Origin of the sequence: Marichromatium sp. PS1 (assembly GCF_041155115.1) — a bacterium.
In the GTDB taxonomy this organism is placed as follows: Bacteria; Pseudomonadota; Gammaproteobacteria; order Chromatiales; family Chromatiaceae; genus Marichromatium; species Marichromatium gracile.
Map to the genome: position 1 here is coordinate 127,893 of NZ_BAAFHB010000004.1, position 17,037 is coordinate 144,929.

17 protein-coding genes and 1 CRISPR repeat array are annotated in these 17,037 nt (G+C 65.5%); of the genes, 13 read left to right on the plus strand and 4 right to left on the minus strand.

The annotated features are described in order from the left end of the window. The first annotated feature begins 200 nt into the window (after positions 1-200). The 13 genes from cmr1 (at position 201) to cas2 (ending at position 11,974) form a co-directional block, all read left to right on the plus strand. Positions 201-1,430 carry a type III-B CRISPR module RAMP protein Cmr1 gene (gene cmr1, locus ACAM26_RS09785; RefSeq protein ID WP_369613519.1) on the plus strand — a complete coding sequence of 410 codons (1,230 nt, stop codon included), beginning with the start codon at positions 201-203 and terminating at the stop codon, positions 1,428-1,430. Beyond that, positions 1,427-3,295: a type III-B CRISPR-associated protein Cas10/Cmr2 gene (cas10, locus tag ACAM26_RS09790; RefSeq protein ID WP_369613520.1), complete on the plus strand. Its 1,869-nt coding sequence runs from the start codon at positions 1,427-1,429 to the stop codon at positions 3,293-3,295. Before cmr1 ends, cas10 begins: the two co-directional genes overlap by 4 nt. Then, positions 3,292-4,614, plus strand: a complete 1,323-nt coding sequence (locus ACAM26_RS09795) for a type III-B CRISPR module-associated Cmr3 family protein (protein WP_369613521.1) — start codon at positions 3,292-3,294, stop codon at positions 4,612-4,614. Before cas10 ends, ACAM26_RS09795 begins: the two co-directional genes overlap by 4 nt. A 29-nt stretch (positions 4,615-4,643) precedes the next feature. Then, positions 4,644-5,570, plus strand: a complete 927-nt coding sequence (cmr4, locus tag ACAM26_RS09800) for a type III-B CRISPR module RAMP protein Cmr4 (RefSeq protein WP_369613522.1) — start codon at positions 4,644-4,646, stop codon at positions 5,568-5,570. After that, on the plus strand, positions 5,567-5,995 hold the full coding sequence (cmr5, locus tag ACAM26_RS09805; RefSeq protein WP_242465938.1) for a type III-B CRISPR module-associated protein Cmr5: 429 nt from the start codon (positions 5,567-5,569) through the stop codon (positions 5,993-5,995). Before cmr4 ends, cmr5 begins: the two co-directional genes overlap by 4 nt. After that, positions 5,982-7,043: a type III-B CRISPR module RAMP protein Cmr6 gene (gene cmr6 / locus ACAM26_RS09810; RefSeq protein ID WP_132229529.1), complete on the plus strand. Its 1,062-nt coding sequence runs from the start codon at positions 5,982-5,984 to the stop codon at positions 7,041-7,043. The genes cmr5 and cmr6 overlap by 14 nt, the downstream gene beginning before the upstream one ends. After that, positions 7,040-7,348, plus strand: coding sequence for a CRISPR-associated protein Csx16 (gene csx16 / locus ACAM26_RS09815; RefSeq protein WP_369613523.1), 309 nt, complete (start codon positions 7,040-7,042; stop codon positions 7,346-7,348). The genes cmr6 and csx16 overlap by 4 nt, the downstream gene beginning before the upstream one ends. A 98-nt stretch (positions 7,349-7,446) precedes the next feature. Further along, positions 7,447-8,244, plus strand: coding sequence for a hypothetical protein (locus ACAM26_RS09820; protein WP_369613524.1), 798 nt, complete (start codon positions 7,447-7,449; stop codon positions 8,242-8,244). A 20-nt stretch (positions 8,245-8,264) separates the two neighbouring features. Continuing rightward, complete coding sequence (locus tag ACAM26_RS09825; RefSeq protein ID WP_369613525.1) at positions 8,265-9,422, plus strand: DUF1887 family CARF protein; 1,158 nt, start codon at positions 8,265-8,267, stop codon at positions 9,420-9,422. A 91-nt stretch (positions 9,423-9,513) separates the two neighbouring features. Continuing rightward, positions 9,514-9,798 (plus strand): CRISPR-associated endonuclease Cas2, encoded by a 285-nt coding sequence (locus ACAM26_RS09830; RefSeq protein ID WP_132229537.1) that lies wholly within the window; start codon positions 9,514-9,516, stop codon positions 9,796-9,798. Positions 9,799-9,804: 6 nt separating this feature from the next. After that, on the plus strand, positions 9,805-10,806 hold the full coding sequence (gene cas1 / locus ACAM26_RS09835) for a CRISPR-associated endonuclease Cas1 (protein ID WP_369613526.1): 1,002 nt from the start codon (positions 9,805-9,807) through the stop codon (positions 10,804-10,806). Next, on the plus strand, positions 10,796-11,635 hold the full coding sequence (locus ACAM26_RS09840) for a CRISPR-associated endonuclease Cas1 (protein ID WP_369613527.1): 840 nt from the start codon (positions 10,796-10,798) through the stop codon (positions 11,633-11,635). The genes cas1 and ACAM26_RS09840 overlap by 11 nt, the downstream gene beginning before the upstream one ends. A 6-nt stretch (positions 11,636-11,641) precedes the next feature. Then, positions 11,642-11,974 carry a CRISPR-associated endonuclease Cas2 gene (gene cas2 / locus ACAM26_RS09845; RefSeq protein WP_062274344.1) on the plus strand — a complete coding sequence of 111 codons (333 nt, stop codon included), beginning with the start codon at positions 11,642-11,644 and terminating at the stop codon, positions 11,972-11,974. 131 nt (positions 11,975-12,105) lie between these two features. Further along, positions 12,106-12,925: direct repeats of the CRISPR family, unit length 37 nt; unit sequence GTCCGAATCAGAGACCCGATCTAAAGGGGATTAAGAC. A 472-nt stretch (positions 12,926-13,397) separates the two neighbouring features. Here the strand turns inward: cas2 and ACAM26_RS09850 are convergent. The 4 genes from ACAM26_RS09850 to phoB all read right to left on the minus strand — a co-directional run bounded on the left by ACAM26_RS09850 (position 13,398) and on the right by phoB (position 16,959). After that, positions 13,398-13,664, minus strand: coding sequence for a hypothetical protein (locus tag ACAM26_RS09850; protein WP_369613528.1), 267 nt, complete (start codon positions 13,662-13,664; stop codon positions 13,398-13,400). 349 nt (positions 13,665-14,013) lie between these two features. Further along, a complete protein-coding gene (locus tag ACAM26_RS09855) occupies positions 14,014-14,313 on the minus strand; it encodes a hypothetical protein (protein WP_369613529.1) in 300 nt (99 codons plus the stop codon). A gap of 577 nt (positions 14,314-14,890) precedes the next feature. Then, positions 14,891-16,252, minus strand: a complete 1,362-nt coding sequence (phoR, locus tag ACAM26_RS09860; protein WP_369613530.1) for a phosphate regulon sensor histidine kinase PhoR — start codon at positions 16,250-16,252, stop codon at positions 14,891-14,893. A gap of 20 nt (positions 16,253-16,272) precedes the next feature. Beyond that, positions 16,273-16,959 (minus strand): phosphate regulon transcriptional regulator PhoB, encoded by a 687-nt coding sequence (phoB, locus tag ACAM26_RS09865; RefSeq protein WP_123140745.1) that lies wholly within the window; start codon positions 16,957-16,959, stop codon positions 16,273-16,275. Positions 16,960-17,037: the final 78 nt, after the last annotated feature.

The following is a 17,037-nucleotide window of genomic DNA, read 5'->3' on the forward strand; positions in this document are numbered from 1 at the left end:
ATACCCCCGGTCGCATGAGTCTGAGTGTCGCCGGGAGTATGAAGAGCGACGACTCACTGGACTCATAGGTCGTCTTTCGACGAACCGATCAAGGAGATCACATGAGAACCCCCCCCCCAGCGCTCGACCCCGGTGCCCTGTGCGCCGAGTGGCGGACGCGTACCCCCCAGTCCCCGGACCTGACTCTTGCCTGCAAGTTGGTGACGCCGCTCTACGGCGGTGGTGTCGAGGCCGGCGAGGTCGATGAGGCGTTGCCGATTCGCGCCTCGTCGATCCGTGGGCAACTTCGCTTCTGGTGGCGGATCGCCTGTGGCGGTGCCGATCGTGATGATCCAGAGCGGTTGTTCGAGCGCGAGCGGGCGATCTGGGGAGGGATCGGAGCTGAGGGGCCGGTCGCGAGTCGGGTGCGGGTCGTGGTGCGCACCAAGGGGAGGGCAGAGGTGGAGCCCGTCTTCGAGTACCACCCTGACCGCCGTGCCACTGGCCGGTTGAATTCTACTCCACGCCTGAAGAACTGGATTGGCGATCCTCTTGCTTATGCACTGTTTCCGGCGCAGGGCAAGTTGACTGCGGATGGTACCGACGTCGAGAAGAAGCCGCATGCGTTGATGCATGCTGGGCTTCGCTTCGAGCTGCAACTGTCCATGGATGAACGCCTCGATCCACAACAAAGACACGAGGTCGAAGTTGCGTTGCGCTGGTGGGCGAGCTTCGGTGGGATTGGGGCGCGTACCCGGAGAGGGTTGGGGGCGGTCGAGGCCGACTCCTTGACGCCGGTGGACGCCAGCGAGGTCGAGGCTGCTGGTGGTTGGCTGTGCGAAGGGCGTCAGGGCCCAGATGCGCGTAGTGCGCATGAGCGAGCAATCGGGCTGTTGAAGCGTTTCCGTCAGGGTGAGGGGATGGGGCGAAACCACGGTTCTGTACCGAAACGCCCTGGCCGCAGCTGCTGGCCCGAACCCGATGCCATTCGCAAGCTGAGTGGTTGCAGCTCGTCGGACCATGCCAAGCCTTTCGTCGACTGTGGGCCGGTGTTCCCGCGCGCGGCCTTCGGCCTGCCGATCGTGTTCCACTTCAAGGATGCCCCAAGTGGGACGCGTCCACGTCGGGATCAGGAACCCATCGATCATGTGCTCGAACCCGCCGATCTCGCTGGCGAGACACGCGAGCGCATGGCCAGCCCACTGATCCTGCGGCCTTATCGCGATGCGGAAAGGCGTTGGCGTCCGGCGGCGCTGCTACTGCCGGGCTGGGAGCAGGCATTGACGATATCGCTCAAGTTTTCTCAACCCGCAGGCGCATCAACGCCGCGACCTTGGCCCGCTGACCCACAGGAGCGCACTCGTCTGGCAGAGCAGGTCAAGCCGTTGAAGGAGAATGGGCAGACCGATGCGTTGCGCGCCTTCATGGCGTTCTTCGAGCAGGAGGCATGATGAAGGATTATCTGATCACCCTGTCGATCGGTCCGGTACAGGGGCTGATCGCCTCGGCGCGCCGCACGCGTGATCTCTGGTGTGGCTCCTGGCTGCTCTCGGAGGTCTCCAAGGCCGCGGCCTTGACGCTGCACTGCACTCATCCGGGTTGTCTGGTGTTCCCGTGTCCGAACGAACCGGAGACCGAGCTCGCGCCCGATGACAACCCCGGCGATACCGCCAACGTCGCCAACATCCTGCGCGCCGAACTCGTCCTCGCCGACGATGCCGCGGCGCGTGCGCTGTGTGCCGAGGCGGCCGAGGCCGCCCGCGCCCGGCTGCGCGAGATCGGCGAGCAGGTGCGTCAGGACAAGGGCATGGCGCGCTGGCTGCGCGACGAGCCGCTGTGGTCGAGTCAGTTCGACGACCTGCTCGAGATCTTCTCCGCCTGGGTCGAGATCGACCCTGAACAGGGGGCCAAGGCCGCCAGCGAACGGCTGGGCGGCGTCCTGGCCGCACGCAAGGCGACGCGCGACTTCGCGCCGCTCACCCCCCCCGAGGGCGCGGGTCTGCCCAAGTCCTCGCTCGACGGTGTGTTGGAGACCGTGCTCCAGAGGGGCGTGCATGGTGATGTCCGCGCGGCGCGTCGTCTCGGGCTGGCGTCTGCCAACGAGCAGCTCGACGCCCTCGGCGTGATCAAGCGCCTGGCGGGTGATCCGGAGCAGTTCACCCCTTACTCGCGGATTGCTGCCGATCCCTGGCTGCGTGATGTCAGTAAGAAAACCAAAAGCGCCTTCGAAGACCTCAAGAAAGCCTACGAACCGCTGATCAAGGCGCAAATCGCCACCCGCGCCAGGGGCAATCGTGGCACCTATGGCGATTTCCCCTATGACGCCCAACTGCTCTTCGACTTCCGGCTCGACAACCAGATCGAGCAGTTGCGTGACGAGGCCCGGCGTCAGCGGAGCGACGAGCAGCTGCGAGCGGATCAAGGCGCGCTCGGCGAGTTGCGTCGCACGCTGGAGTCCGTGACCAGACGCCACGGCACCCCGGTCCCCTATGCCGCCATCCTCAAGGCCGACGGCGATCGCATGGGCAAGCTGCTCGACGCGGCACGCTCGACCGAGGACTCGCGGATGATCTCGCGTGCCCTGCACGGCTTTGCCAGCGGCGTGGCCGGGATCGTACGCGACTATCAGGGTCACGCGATCTATGCCGGCGGCGATGACGTGCTGGCGCTGGTGCCGCTCGACCGGGCCGTGGACTGCGCCAAGGCCCTGGCCGAGGCGTTCGAGCAGACCATGGCGCCTTGTGCCCGAGCGCTGGCCTCGGACGATGCGACGCGTCGCGCCGAGATCAGCCCCACGCTCTCGGTCGGGATCGGCATCGGTCACCTGATGGAACCGCTCGGTGCCCTGCGTCAGCGTGCCGACGCCGCCGAGAAGCTGGCCAAGGACGGCATGCCCGGCTCCAGCGAGGAACGCAATGCCCTGGCCATCCAGCTCGGTATCCGCTCCGGCGGCGAGCTGCGCTGGCGCGTGCGTTGGGACGAGCCGGACAAGCTGGGCGCACTCGATGAGCTGGTGACGCACTATCGCAGCGGCGCGCTGACCACCCGGGTCGCCTACGACCTGCGCGACGGCGCGCGGCGCCTGAACTGGCTCGACGATCAGCCAGATGCCGCCCTGCACGAAGGCATGCGGCGCGCCGAGCTGTTGCGCGTGCTCGATCGCACCCGCACCGAGCAGGGTCAACTCGCGCCCGAGGTCTCCAGGGCATTGGAGACGCATGCCCGTGCGCTCGCCTGGAACCTCGATCTGCTCGCCGACACCCTGATCATCGCTCGCTGGCTCTCGGCGCGCACCGCAGCGGAGGTGAATCCATGACCAAGAAGAAGAAATCGCAAGCACAGGGGAAACGGGTTCGCTACGACAAGCAGCGTCCGCGGAGCGCGGTCGATCGTTCGACCGCGCGGGCCACGTCAAGGAGTTCGCGTGCCCGGGCCGTCTCCGTGCCGGTGTGTCGCGCCGATCCTCCGTCACCGAGCACGCTGGTCACCCTCGATCCGCTGGCACCGGTGATCGTCCGCTCCGGTCGGCCCTTCGACGCCAGCAACGGGTTGGACGAGGCGCGCTTCCCGCCGCCCTCGACGCTCGCCGGCTGTCTGCGCACGGCCTGGGCGAGACAGACGGGGACCGACTTCGGCCCCGCGCTGCTCGATGCGGTGAGCGTGCGCGGTCCGCTGCTGTGGCGTGAGGGCGAGGGGGTCGAGCCCGATGTCGCTCCCGCGCTGCTGGTGCCCAAGCCCGCCGACGCCCTCTATCTGGCGCGGGAGGGGGAACGCGAGCCGTGCTGCATTCGTGCCGAACCCCGTGCGTTCGATGAGGGTTGCGGCAGCGACCTGCCGCAAGGGCTGATCCCGGTGCAGTTGACCGATCCGGTCAAGGGCAAGCCCAAGCCCGGTCCTCGCTGGTGGACGCTCGCGCAGCTACTCGACTTCCGGCGCGGTGCGACCCCGACGTTCGAGGCGCTGCTCGAACAGGGCTGGACCCCGGCCACCGAGCGCCGCACCCATGTCGCCATCGATCGCAAGAGCCATGCGGCCAAGACCTCGCAGTTGTTCCAGACCAATGCGTTGGACTTCATGCCGGATCAGCCTCTCGATCCGGCGGGGCAGCCGCCCGCCGCCACCCGACGGCTGCGGCTGCTGGCGCGCTGCGATCAGCCGTTGCGCGCCGGTCTGGTCCATCTCGGTGGCGAGCGGCGGCTCGCGGCGCTGGAGCCCAGACCCGAGTCGCAGTGGCCTGCGGTGCCGGAGGGCTGGTTCGATCAGATGGTGAAGGTGGGCGGACTGAGCCTGACCCTGCTCACCCCGGCCGCCTTCGCGGCCGGTTTTCGCCCCGACTGGATCGACCCCGACACCCTGGAGGGCGAGCCGCCAGAGGCCCCCGGCGTGCACCTCAAGCTCCGGGCGGTTGCCTGTGAGCGCTGGCAGGCCAACTCGGGTTGGGATCTGCACAAGGGCGAGCCACGCCCGACCCGGCGGCTCGTCGCCGCGGGTAGCGTCTACTGGTTCGAACTGGTGGGCGCTCACGACCCGGCGGCATTCGCGCCGCTGTGGTTGAACAACATCAGCGACACGGCGCAAGACCGCCGCGACGGCTTCGGGCTGGCGCTGCCGGCCCCCTGGACGCCGTGTGCCTGATCGATGGATCACTGAAAGGACGACACCCAATGGATACGCGCATCTTCCACCTCCATGCACTCTCGCCGCTGCACTGCGGCACCGGGCAGTCGACCGGCGTGGTCGATCTGCCGATCGCGCGCGCCCGCGCCACTCGCCTGCCGATCGTGCCCGGCTCGTCGCTGCGCGGGGTGCTGCGCGAGCATCTGAGCGTGAGCCCGGACAACACGACACGCGTCGAGCGGCTCTTCGGTCCGGCGCAGATCCGCAGCAACGATCAGGCCTTTGCCGGCGCGCTTGCGATCAACGATGCCCATCTGCTGGCGCTGCCGGTGCGGGCGCTGACCGGCATCGTCTGCTATGCGACCTCGCCCTTCGTGCTCCGGCGTTATGCCGAGGATCTGCGTCGCGCCGGCGAGTCGCTGCCGGATCTGCCCGCTGCGCCCGCCGCTGGCGCGGTGCGCTTGCAGGAGCACTCGCCCAACCGGGGCGAGAGCGTCGAGTCGCGCACGACCCTGGTGCTGGAGGATCTCGATCTGCGGATCGAGTCCGATTCCGGTGGTCTGCTCGCGGCCTGGGCACAGCAAATCGTCGAGCGCGTCTTCCCCGGTGATGCTGACTCGCAGGCTCAGATCGGTCCTCGGATCGCGCTGTTGCCGGACGATGTCTTCGCCTTCCTTGCCGAGACCGCGACCGATGTCCGGGCACGGATCGCGATCGATCAGGACAGTGGCACGGTGAAGCAGGGTGCGCTCTGGTACGAGGAAAATCTGCCCGCCGACAGCCTGCTGTGGGGCGTCTACGCGGTTGCCGCGTCCCGCCATCCCGAGGATCGGGAAGAGGGAGCCGGCCCGGAGACGGCGGATGCCTTGGCGGCTTGTCTGCCTGACGGGGGCGCGCTGTTGCAGATCGGCGGCAAGGCCGGGGTCGGGCGTGGGCTGGTGCGCTTCCTGCGCACTCAGGGGGTGGGCGCATGACGATGCAGATGCGTGCACAGCGCCTTGCGATGGCGGCCTACAGCTGTGTCGACCTCATCGGCGGGGGAATTGATGGGGTCGATCCGAAGCGTTACGGCGCGATCGTCCATCGGTTGCCGGGCATGATCCTGCAGCATGGTCTCGCCCAGAGCAGTGGTTTCCTGTTGGCCAAGGGGACGGCGGAACACCTCCGGGTGCTCGACGATCTCTGCCGGGTGCTGCGCGAGGCCGGTGTCACCAAGGCCGACAATGGTGTTGCGCTGCATCATGGGTTCATCACCGCCGATCTCACCGACACCATGGCGCTGACCCGGCACGCATTGGATGCAGCCGCCTGGCTCAAGCGCTATGTGCAGGGGGTGTTGCGCATCACCGCGACCGGCGACACTGCGAGCGAGGAGAGGCGCAACCATGAGTCAGACTGAATCGATCGTCTTGCAGCGCGAGGCGGTCAGGAAACCCTATGGTGAGGTCGGCAAGGAGGGCTCGGCCCATCCCGGTCTGCTGATCCAGCGCGGTCTGGCGGTGCACGGTCAGGACGACAAGGAGGCGAAGACCAAGCACATTCGCGCCATCTGCGGGCTCCAGCCTGGCACCTTCTACCGTGCCGCCTTCGAACGTTGGCGTAACGCGACCGCCGATCCGCTGCGTTTCACGCAGCTCACGCTCGCGCTCGAAACGCGATTGTTCATCGGCCTGAGCGGCGGTGGCGCCCTGGAGACGGGCTGTGCCGTCGGTCACAGTCACGGCGCGCCCTATCTCCCCGGATCGAGCGTCAAGGGTGTGGTGCGCGCGTACGTCGAACGGAGCGAGTTCGCGACACAGCATCCAGAGGCGATTGCCGAGTTGTTCGGGGTCGGGCCACAGGAAGAGGAAGAGCACCCCGAGGGACTGGCGGGGCTCGTGACCTTCCACGATGCCTGGTGGAAGCCCGACGCCGAGGGGCATTCGCCCTTCGTGCAGGAGGTCGTCACCACTCACCATCTCAAGTACTACGGCTCCGAGGGCAAGACGCCCGCCACGGATCTCGACAGCCCGATCCCCAATGCACAGATCGCCGTGCGTGGCAGTTTTCTGTTCGTCCTCGAAGGGCCGCCGGGGTGGCGTGATCTCGCTGCCGAGATGCTGCGCTCGGCGCTGGGTGAGCGGGGTATCGGCGCCAAGACCCGCAGTGGTTATGGAGTGTTCGACACCGAGCCGCAGACCAACGCCGCCCCCGTCGAGCGCTGTGCCTGGGTCGATGAGCGGGTCGCGGCCATCGCCCAGGCCAACCGCAGCTCGGAGCAGGAGGCGTTGATGGGTAAAGGCCTGGCCGGGGAGTGGGCCGCGCTGGAGGATGCCACGCTCAAGGCCCGGGCGCTCGTCGACATTCGTTCACGCTGGCCGCAGGAGCAATGGGAGGCGCCCTCCGGCAAGAGCGCCAAGAAGGCCCGTGCCATCTATGCCGAGGGGGAAGAGGCTGCGTCCACATGACCACTTACTTCGTCACCCGCCACGCCGGCGCGCTCGACTGGGCGAGTGCCGAGGGGCTGACGGTGGATCAGCGGCTCGAACACCTCGACGCTGAGCGCATCGCGCCCGGGGACGTGGTGATCGGCTCGCTGCCGGTCAGTCTCGCAGCCGAGGTGTGTGCCCGCGGGGCGCGCTATCTGCACCTGACGATGACCGTACCCTCCGAGCTGCGCGGGATCGAGCTGAGTGCCGCGCAGATGCGTCTCTGCGGTGCCCGGCTCGAACCCTACAGGGTCGAGCGGCTCGACGCGGGGGGCATGAGGTGAGCGGCCCGTCGCGAGGCGCGGCGCCGGGGCTGAAGAAGGAGCGGGCGCGACGGGTGCTGGAGCACCTGTTGATGGGATCGCGTCTGGAGTCGATGCTGATGGTACTGGCGGTGCTGGTCGGTCTCGGCTGGTTCACCGATAGCCTGTTCGAATGGCTCACCGATATCGGGACATGGCTCGAGGGCGGTACCGTCGAGCACTGGATTCCGCTGCACCGGGTGCTGGCGATGGGCTTTTTCGCTGCGCTGCTGATCCGGCTGCGCGCCCTGGCCGAAGCCACGCGCGAGCGCTTTCGTCCGAGGATCGAGACCATGGTCGCGCCGCCCCGGGCGCGGGCACTGATCCTGTATCTCAGCGCATTGTATGAGGAACAGTTCGATGAGCTGGCGGGCGCGATCGATTCGCTCGATGGTCTCGATGCGTTCCGCGCGCGCCATGGTGGTCTCAACTGGCGCATGCCGATCGAGGCGATCGCTCACCATCGCGCGCATCTCTCCCGGATCGTACTGGTCTGCTCGGGTGACGAGCCCCGGAGACCGGGTAGTGCCTCCCAGCGCTTGCTGTTCGAGCAGCTGGTCAAGCGCTGCTTCCCCGATTGCGAGTTCACCATCGAGGTCGCCGAAGACGACCACCGAGGGGCTGATCGAGGGATCGACTTCAACGATATCGACGCCGTCGTCCGCTTGACCGACACGGCCTTCGAGCGTCTGGTCGAAAAGGCGCGGATCGCGCCGGCCGACATTCTCATCGACATCACCGGCGGCAGCAAGCTGTGCAGCGTGGCCGGATCCGTGGTCGCTCTGGCCGAGGGGCGGCGGATGCAGTACGTCACCGGTCAGTACCAGGTCAGGGTCCAGGATGTCAGCTACGTGCTGCTCGATGATGGCGATCACTGATCTCGCCGAGGAGAATACCCATGGATATCGACACCCATCTCTACCTGGTCTCCGCCCAGGTCGTCCCCAATCTCACCCCGGCGCTCGACCCGGAGGTCGCGCCGCGGACGGTGATCCTGCTCTGCCATGCCGGCATGCACGCCCAGACCGAGGCGCTGACCGCGGTACTGAAAGGTCGTGGGATCAGCGTCGAGCACTGGCCGATCGACGACCCCTGGGATCTGGAGCATCTCCAGGAACGCGTGCTCGAACTGCTCGCACGCTTCAGTGAGCAACCGGGGCGTATCGCGCTCAATGCCACCGGCGGCACCAAGCCGATGAGCATCGCCGCCTACGAGGTCTTCCGTGCCGCCGGGGCGCCGATCTTCTACGTCCACCCGGAACTCGATCGGCTGATCTGGATGTCGCCCGCCGATCAACCCAAGGTGGAACTCGACAACCGGCTGCGGCTCGACGTCTTCCTCCAGGCGCACGGCGCCTCGGTCGAGTCAGCGATCGGTGAGGCGGTTCCTGCTGCGCGGCGCGAGCTGACCGCCTGGCTGGCGGCGAACACCGGACGCTTGGGGGGAGCGCTCAAGACGCTCAACTGGCTGGCCTTCAAGTCCGAGGGCGTGCTGCGCTCGCCCAGGCTGGATGAGCACAGCGCGCGGGATATCGAGCTACGTACGCTGATCGAGCGCCTGGAGAGCGCCGAGGTGCTGCGGTTCGAGGGTGGACGTCTGCACTTCCCGGATGAGGAGGCGCGCTTCTATGCCAATGGCGGCTGGCTCGAGGAGCACGTCTATGACTTGGTGCGCGCGCTGCGTCGCGAGCATCAGTGCGGCATCCAGGATCTCGCGCGGAGCCTGCAGATCGTCCGTCGCAACCAGCGTGATCAACCGGTGCGCAACGAACTCGATGTCGCCTTCCTCGCCGAGAATCGGCTGTACCTGATCGAGTGCAAGACCCGGCAGTGGCGCAATGACCGCGATCAGACCGGCCCCGGCAGCGAGGCGCTGTTCCGGCTCGATGTGCTCGCGGACCTGCTCGGTGGCCTGCAGGCGCGCGCCATGCTGGTCAGTTATCACCCGCTCGACAAGCGGGTGAAGCGGCGTGCCGCCGACCTGCGCATCCAGGTGTGCGACGGCGCCAAGCTCGCAGAGCTCGGTGGTGTGCTGGCGCGTTGGGCTGGTTGCTGACGTCGTTCGGTACGGCCGCCAGCCCAGTGTTTACGGGCACCACAACCTTGTGGCGCCCCCTTGCAGAGATCTTGGCGCTACCCTGTTGGCCATGAGCCAGCGTCAACTCTTCATCGCCGCCTACGACATCTCCAGTGACGAGCGTCTGCGCGAGGCCCTGCTGGTGCTGAAGGGCTATGCCAGCGGTTGTCAGGAGTCGGTGTTCGAATGCTTCCTCACCCACGCCGAGCGGCGCGATCTGCTCGTCGCCGTGGACGGGATCCTCGAACCCGAGGAGGATCGCTTCGTGCTGATCCGCCTCGACCCCCGTGGCAAGGTGCGCGCGCGTGGTCGTGCGGTGGTGCCCCGTGATCCCCCCTGGTTCTACGTGGGGTGAGACACCATGACCACGCTCTATCTCGATCGTCGCGACACTCGGCTGGATCTCGAAGGGCGGGCGCTGGTGTTGCGGGTCGCAGGCCGACGCGAGGGGAGCGTGCCGCTGCATCTGCTCGAACGCGTGGTGATGCGCACCAATGTCGAGTGCGGCAGCGCGCTGCTGGCGCGGCTGGCCGCTGCCGGGGTGGCCATCACCCTGTTCGGTGGACGTGGCGGTCGGCTCCAGGCGACGCTGGTCGGTGCCGCGCACAATGACGCCGCTCGCCGGATCGGACAGATGCGCCGTTACGACGATGCCGATTTCCGCCGTCGCTGGTCCCGACGCATCGTCACCGGCAAGGTCCGCGGGCAGCGGCGCCTGTTGGTCGATGCCCTGGTCCGACGCCCTGACCTCCGCCAATCCCTGGTCAAGGCCATCGCGGCCCAGGAGCAGGCCCTGGGGCGGCTGCGTCTCGACCCTCCTGTCGACCTCGTGACCCTGCGCGGTATCGAGGGTGCCGCCGCCGCTGGCTTCTTTCGCGGCTATGGCGCGCTGTTCGCGCCCGATCTGGGTTTTCGTGGGCGTCGTCGTCGTCCACCGCCGGACCCGGTCAATGCCGCGCTGTCGCTGGGTTATACCTTGCTCCACGCCGAGGCCGTGCAGCAGGCCCATGGCGCCGGACTCGACCCACTGATCGGCTTCTTCCACGAACTCGACTTCGGCCGCGCCTCCCTGGCCTGCGATCTGGTCGAGCCACTGCGCCCCCAGGTCGAGCGGTGGGTGTGGGAGCTGTTCGGGCGAGAACGGCTGCGCCCGGCGCACTTCCAGCGCGACGGCGATGCCTGCCTGCTCGGCAAGCAGGGCCGGGCGCGCTTCTTCGCCGCCTACGAGGTCTTCGCGCGGCCTCGTCGGCGCTTGCTCAGGCGCTGGACTCAGCGCATCGCGCGCGGCTTGGCGAGCGCGGCGCCGAGCGCCGTCTCGGGAGCGGACCCCATGCCGGAGACCGGAGGGAGAGATGGCACATGACGCGACGACTGACTTCCTGCTGTCCGGGGCACGGGCCGCGCAACCCCTGTATCTCGCCCCGGATGACGAGACCTGGGTCGGGCTCGACGGTCCCGCCCTGCGGGTGGCCCGACGCTCCAGCGCCCCGTTGCTCTTCCCGTTGCAGCGTATCGGTCGTATCCACAGCAACCTGAGGGTCGATTGGGAGATGGCGGCGTTGCTCGCCTGCGCCGAGCACGGTATCCCGGTGGTCTTCATCGACGATGATGGCGCCGTCCAGGCGCGGTTGCTCGGTCGACCCGGGGGGCGCGATGAGTTGAGCGCGCGCTTGCTGGAGTTCCTGCTGCGCCCCGAGGCCTCCGGCATGCTCCAGCACTGGTGTGGTCAGCATCGCGCGCGTGCCGCTCGCTGGGCCGCTCTCAAGCTGGGGCTGAGCGCGCGAGCCCGGTTGCGTGCCCGTGATGTGCGTGAGCGGATCAACCGCAACGCCGAGGAATATGGCGGCGCTCGGGCCGCGCTGCGCACCCGGCAATGGCTGCGCGCGCTCGCCTATGGCTGGATGGAGTCGCACCTCAGAGACCTCGGCTTCGGTCGCGCCACCGAGCTGGCGCAGGCCGGCCAGCCTGCGCTGGCCTCGGAGCTGACCGAGATCCTGTTCTGGTATCTGGAGCCGGCACGGCTCGGGTGGCTCAAGCGTCGTCACCTGGCTGCGCGACACAAGGGAGAGGCGTTGCGCGAGCCGACCCAGCGCGAGGTGGTCAGGTTGTTCGAAGGACGTTCCGCGCGGGCGGCTGCGCGCGGGCGTGAGATCACCTCGGCGCTGCACCGCTGGCTCATCCACGAGACCTGACCGACGATGGCTCGCAAGCAACTCTTCCTGCTCGCCTATGACATCGCCGATGACGGTCGGCGCAACCGAGTGCACCGCGAGGCCACCGACCTGGGCATCGCGCTGCAATATTCGGTCTTCCTGATCCCGGCGACGGTCGCCGAGATCGATCGGTTCGTTGTACTGATAGGAGGGATCATCGATCAGCGTGCAGACGATATCCGGGTTTACCCCTTGCCTTCCCGGCTCGAGGTCTGGCGTCGAGGGCGTCAGTCGCTTCCCGCCGGCATGGCGCTGGAGATGGACGGTCCCTTGGGGGATGCCGTGAGCAGACTTGTCGGGAACCGTGAACTCGATTAAGTTAGTAGACGTTCGAGCCGCCTGTGGAGCCTTCGTCCCTTGCCCTTCTGCACGTCAACTTTTTCTGTCACGAAAAAATTGCGAACCACCCTTGTAGGTGGTTGTTTAGAAAGGCTTTCTGGCAACTGGCAGTCCGAATCAGAGACCCGATCTAAAGGGGATTAAGACCATAGGCGAGCGCCTTCCCAAATTCCTCGATTGCGTCCGAATCAGAGACCCGATCTAAAGGGGATTAAGGCCATGCGGGGCTGCCGCTGCGGGACATGGAGTGGGAGTCCGAATCAGAGACCCGATCTAAAGGGGATTAAGACCCCGGACCGCCGTCGGTCCGGTGTCTGGTGCGTAGGTCCGAATCAGAGACCCGATCTAAAGGGGATTAAGACGTAGACGCTCGCCCGTGATCGTCCAGGCCATGTCGTCCGAATCAGAGACCCGATCTAAAGGGGATTAAGACTGATGATGTTAGCCATGGTCATAGTCTCCGTCTGTCCGAATCAGAGACCCGATCTAAAGGGGATTAAGACCTCGACGGATCCCCACTGGTTTGATACGGTCGGGAGTCCGAATCAGAGACCCGATCTAAAGGGGATTAAGACCTCCGGCATGATACCTTCTCACCAATGCCCGGAACCGTCCGAATCAGAGACCCGATCTAAAGGGGATTAAGACAGTCGATTATAGGGCGGGAACCTTTGCCTCGGTGTCCGAATCAGAGACCCGATCTAAAGGGGATTAAGACTCGATTAGGTTGTACCGGCTTACGAGGATCTCAGTCCGAATCAGAGACCCGATCTAAAGGGGATTAAGACATTCTCCCGCCCTCGTCCCGGACCGCCGTGGGACGTCCGAATCAGAGACCCGATCTAAAGGGGATTAAGACAGCGGCTGGTGACGGACCCACTCTGAGAGCGGCAGTCCGAATCAGAGACCCGATTTCAGCCCGCGTCGCGGGCGTCAACGTGTGCATGGGTTACACGCCTATGGCGTCAATCATGTCTCTGGTGATGGCGCCAGTATCGGACCCAAACGCGAGTCGGCGAACCGCGACAATGACGCGAGGTTTACACCGGCGTGAGGCCATCGGGGTCATGATCGACCCTCGCTCGCCGTACATGGCTATGTGGAGGGTTTGTGCAATACGGTTCGCACGGCGCGCCGGTGTATCCGGGCGCACGGAGGGAGTGCTCTCGGTTAGCTCCTAGCTGGTTGTGGTGGTCGATGATAGGTGCGTCAGGCGTGGTGCATCATGCGACTCAGGGCCACAAGGAACAGCGCACTATGTCCATCGTCCGGGAAGATGAGGAACACCGTTCCGACGTCCTCTGGCTGGGATTGGGATCAGCCCAAGTGGGAGGTGGTCGGCTGGGCGCACCGCTGAGAGATATCCAGGCGACTACTCCGGTCGGGTGCGGGTTGGTAGTTGCTAGTTCGGCATGGTGCGGCGTCTATTATCATGGACGTGGCGTCTGTGCTCCTGTAGCGCCGCTGTGACGGGCGGCACCGCCTCCGGCATGAGTTGGATGCGCAGCAGCCTAGGGAGAGCGTTGACCGGCTTGAACGGCTCTGAGCCGGTCATGAGGCCGGATTGGATGAGCATGTCGCGCTCATCCACGGTCATCGAAAGAGTCCATGTGAATTCCGCCGTCGATGCTTCGGGACTCACCACACCGTTTTGGTACTGCTCACTCATCCTGGATTCTCCTTCCTGGCCAACCTGCATGGTATGCAGTCTGCACGGGGAATTCTAGTCGTGCGAGTGCAAGGCTATCGCTTGATGTTGTCATGCGATCGTGAACCCACGACAGCCGCCACCAGACCGTAATGTGGTGCGTTATACAGCCACGCGAGGTCTGGTACGGGGGAAGGCGCGATGAGTTGGGTGTGCAGCGCAGGGTCAGAATTAGAGATCAGATCTAAAAGGTGTTGAAAATCGGCGCTGTGCTTGATGGCACTCTTGCTCGGCTCAGTAACAATCAGAGGCCATAAAAAACCCGCATCGCGCGGGTTTTTTTATGGCTGTTCGGTTGATGATTTCAGAGTTAGTTTCTGGCTTCCTTTATCATCTCAAAAAATAAATTCATTATTGACCGGTCGCGGCGGAATTCGAAGATGTCGCGAACATGGATGTCAACGGGGGTGCCATCATCATGATCGATACGAATGACGACCCCATAAGGGGTTTCCTCCATGCTGATTCTTTCGTTGAAGAACGACTCTTTCAATTTTATGTGTGGAATGGATTTTGTTTTGCTGACTGGAATGTTGCCGTCTGAGAAAAGGAAGAATGAGCTGTTGTAATACTTATTTTCCTGATGATTGTTTGAGTGATCTTTTTTCATTTCGAATCCTTTTTTCTGCTCGTCGTTTTCGATGATTTGGTGATGATTCGATGTCCAAGCTTTTGATCTTGAGAAATTTTGTCTGAGTTTTTGGTTTTTCCTCGCTATCCGTGACGGTTGTTTTCCTCAGGTTCTATCTCTTTCAGATAATAGTTTAGTGATCGATAGGATATCTCCTCTGTCAAGTGAGGTCATCAAAAAAAGATTTTCAGAATCTTCTGTTTATTGGTTCTCCCTGATGGTTGGTTTCATCGGTCGATCGAAGGGTCTGGATGTTCTTCCTGTCCTCTCGGCTCGTTCAATCAGGTTCTTGGGGTGAGTTTCCTGGCGCCAGTCGTTCATCATCGAGACGGCGTGGAGAAGGAGGTTGTCAGTGACGTGCCTGTCGCAAGGATTGCGAAGTTCAGTATCGGTTTCTAACGCTTCAGCGTGTTCCCCGATGCGATGCTGTTCATCCGAGAGGCTGATGAGCTGATTCGGTGTGTGGGGAGATGGCTCGCAGGGGATCGGGTCTGGCGAGGCCGAATGGCCTTGTTCCGAGCCGATGGCTGGCGGGGGTGGGGGAGGACGGTGCGCCTCAACCCTCGCCGTTGGCCGAGCGGCTTGGAGTGGGTGGGGTGGTGTCGACGTGGGGGACGGGGGCGTCGCGGCGCAGGGTGCGGGTGGTGGGGAAGTGGCAGGCGAAGGTGGTGCCCTGGCCGAGTTCGCTGGAGATGTTGAGGCTGGCGTCGTGACGGTTGAGCACGTGTTTGACGATCGCCAGTCCCAGCCCGGTGCCGCCGGACTGGCGCGAGCGCGCGGCGTCGATGCGGTAGAAGCGTTCGGTGAGCCGGGGCAGGTGCTCGGGGGCGATGCCGGGGCCGTCGTCCTCGACGACGAAGGTTGCGCCGTCCTTGTCCTGGCACCAGCGGATGCGGATGCGGGTGCCGGCGGGGGTGTGCTTGATGGCGTTGAAGACGAGGTTGGAGAAGGCGCTGCGCAGCTCGGGTTGGTTGCCGAGCAGCAGCAGTCCGGTGTCGATCAGGGGGTCGAGTCGGTGACCGGCATCGCCGATGGCCTGCGCCTCCTGGAGGATCAGTCGCAGCTCCTCGGGGACGTCGACGCTGTGCTGGTCGGCGGGGCTGTCGTGCATCTCCAGACGCGAGAGGGTGAGCAGATCCTCGATGATCGAGCGCATCCGCTCGGCCTGGTTGTGCATCAGGGTCAGCGGGCGGCGGTGGGGCTCGGGGGTGTTGGGGGCGTCGAGCAGGTTCTCGACGAAGCCGCCGATCACCGTCAGCGGGGTGCGCAGCTCGTGCGAGGCGTTGGCGACGAAGTCGCGCCGGATCATGTTGAGGTGATAGACCTTGGTGATGTCGCGTCCCACCACCAGACGCTGACGCTTGCGCTCGCCGAAGGGGGCGATGCGCAGCGAGATCATCAGCGCGCGGTTGTGACTGGGGGCGATGTCGAGCGGGCGCAGGTATTCGCCGTCGTGGAGGAAGTCGCCGAGTTCGGGGTGGCAGAAGACGTCGAGGAAGTGCTGCCCGTCCTGCTCCGGCCAGTGGATGTCGAGCAGTTGTGCGGCGGCGGGGTTGGCCCAGTCGATGCGGTGGTGCTTGTCGAGGATCACCAGGGCGTCGGGGACGGCGTTGGCCGCCTCGCGGAAACGACGGGTGAAGCGGATCTGGCGCTTGCGCCCCTTGCGCCCGCGCTGCTGGTAGCGGGCAATGTTGCGATAGACCTCGCCCCAGAGTCCGCGCGGGAAGGGCGGGGCGAGCCGGTGCTGGCGGCGGATCAGGGTACTGAGGTCGATCAGTCGGAAGATATGGCGCCCGAGCGCGGGGACGCTCGCCAGCGGGACGCTCCAGGCCGGCGCCAGACCGCCGAGCCACAGCATCAGGGCGCCGCCCGAGGGGACGGCGAAGAGCGCGAGCTCGAAGAGCAGGGCGCGGCGCATCGGGGCTGGGGCCTGCCGGCTCAGGTCTTGTCCGAGAAGCGGTAACCGACGCCGCGCACGGTCTGCAACAGGCCGTCGTGACGGGTCGGCTCCAGCGCCTTGCGCAGCCGCCGGATATGGACGTCGACGGTGCGCTCCTCGACATAGACCTGATCGCCCCACACCTGATCGAGCAGCTGTGAGCGGCTGAAGGCGCGGTCGGCGTGGGTCATGAAGAAGTGCAGCAGACGATACTCGGTGGGGGCGACCTCCACCGGGCGGCCATTGGCGCTGACGCGGTGGCCGATGTTGTCGATGCGCAGTCCGCCGATCTCGATCTCGTCGGCCGGTTCGCTCGGTTTGGCGCGGCGCAGCACCGCCTTGGTGCGGGCGATCATCTCGCGCGGCGAGAAAGGCTTGGCGATGTAGTCGTCGGCGCCGGTGTCGAGCCCCTTGACGCGATCCTCCTCCTCGCCCCGGGCGCTGATCATGATGATCGGCAGACCGCGGGTCTTGGGGTTCTGCTTGAGTTGCTGGGCCAGCTCCAGGCCGGAGCGACCGGGCAGCATCCAGTCGAGCAGGATGAGGTCGGGTTGGTCGCTGGCGAGCAGCTTGCGGGCCTCGTCGGCATGACCGGCCTCGAGCACGCGGAATTCCGCGCTCTCGAGCGCAAAGCGCATCACTTCGCGGATATCCGGTTCGTCGTCGATGACAAGAATGGTGGGCATCTTCGGGGGTCCTGGGTGCAATGGGCGCGGCGTCGGCGCGGCGTCGCCAAAGAGCTCGGATCGGAGCGACTGGCGCGG

Bases quoted from the DNA above. Each gene is read 5' to 3' on its own strand.
- cas2 (WP_062274344.1), top strand. From the start codon at position 11,642: ATGGCTCGCAAGCAACTCTTCCTGCTCGCCTATGACATCGCCGATGAC.
- phoB (WP_123140745.1), bottom strand. From the start codon at position 16,959: ATGCCCACCATTCTTGTCATCGACGACGAACCGGATATCCGCGAAGTG.
- phoR (WP_369613530.1), bottom strand. From the start codon at position 16,252: ATGCGCCGCGCCCTGCTCTTCGAGCTCGCGCTCTTCGCCGTCCCCTCG.
- cmr4 (WP_369613522.1), top strand. From the start codon at position 4,644: ATGGATACGCGCATCTTCCACCTCCATGCACTCTCGCCGCTGCACTGC.
- ACAM26_RS09850 (WP_369613528.1), bottom strand. From the start codon at position 13,664: ATGAGTGAGCAGTACCAAAACGGTGTGGTGAGTCCCGAAGCATCGACG.
- csx16 (WP_369613523.1), top strand. From the start codon at position 7,040: ATGACCACTTACTTCGTCACCCGCCACGCCGGCGCGCTCGACTGGGCG.
- ACAM26_RS09820 (WP_369613524.1), top strand. From the start codon at position 7,447: ATGGTACTGGCGGTGCTGGTCGGTCTCGGCTGGTTCACCGATAGCCTG.
- cmr5 (WP_242465938.1), top strand. From the start codon at position 5,567: ATGACGATGCAGATGCGTGCACAGCGCCTTGCGATGGCGGCCTACAGC.
- ACAM26_RS09825 (WP_369613525.1), top strand. From the start codon at position 8,265: ATGGATATCGACACCCATCTCTACCTGGTCTCCGCCCAGGTCGTCCCC.
- cas1 (WP_369613526.1), top strand. From the start codon at position 9,805: ATGACCACGCTCTATCTCGATCGTCGCGACACTCGGCTGGATCTCGAA.
- ACAM26_RS09840 (WP_369613527.1), top strand. From the start codon at position 10,796: ATGGCACATGACGCGACGACTGACTTCCTGCTGTCCGGGGCACGGGCC.
- cas10 (WP_369613520.1), top strand. From the start codon at position 1,427: ATGATGAAGGATTATCTGATCACCCTGTCGATCGGTCCGGTACAGGGG.
- ACAM26_RS09830 (WP_132229537.1), top strand. From the start codon at position 9,514: ATGAGCCAGCGTCAACTCTTCATCGCCGCCTACGACATCTCCAGTGAC.
- cmr6 (WP_132229529.1), top strand. From the start codon at position 5,982: ATGAGTCAGACTGAATCGATCGTCTTGCAGCGCGAGGCGGTCAGGAAA.
- ACAM26_RS09795 (WP_369613521.1), top strand. From the start codon at position 3,292: ATGACCAAGAAGAAGAAATCGCAAGCACAGGGGAAACGGGTTCGCTAC.
- ACAM26_RS09855 (WP_369613529.1), bottom strand. From the start codon at position 14,313: ATGAAAAAAGATCACTCAAACAATCATCAGGAAAATAAGTATTACAAC.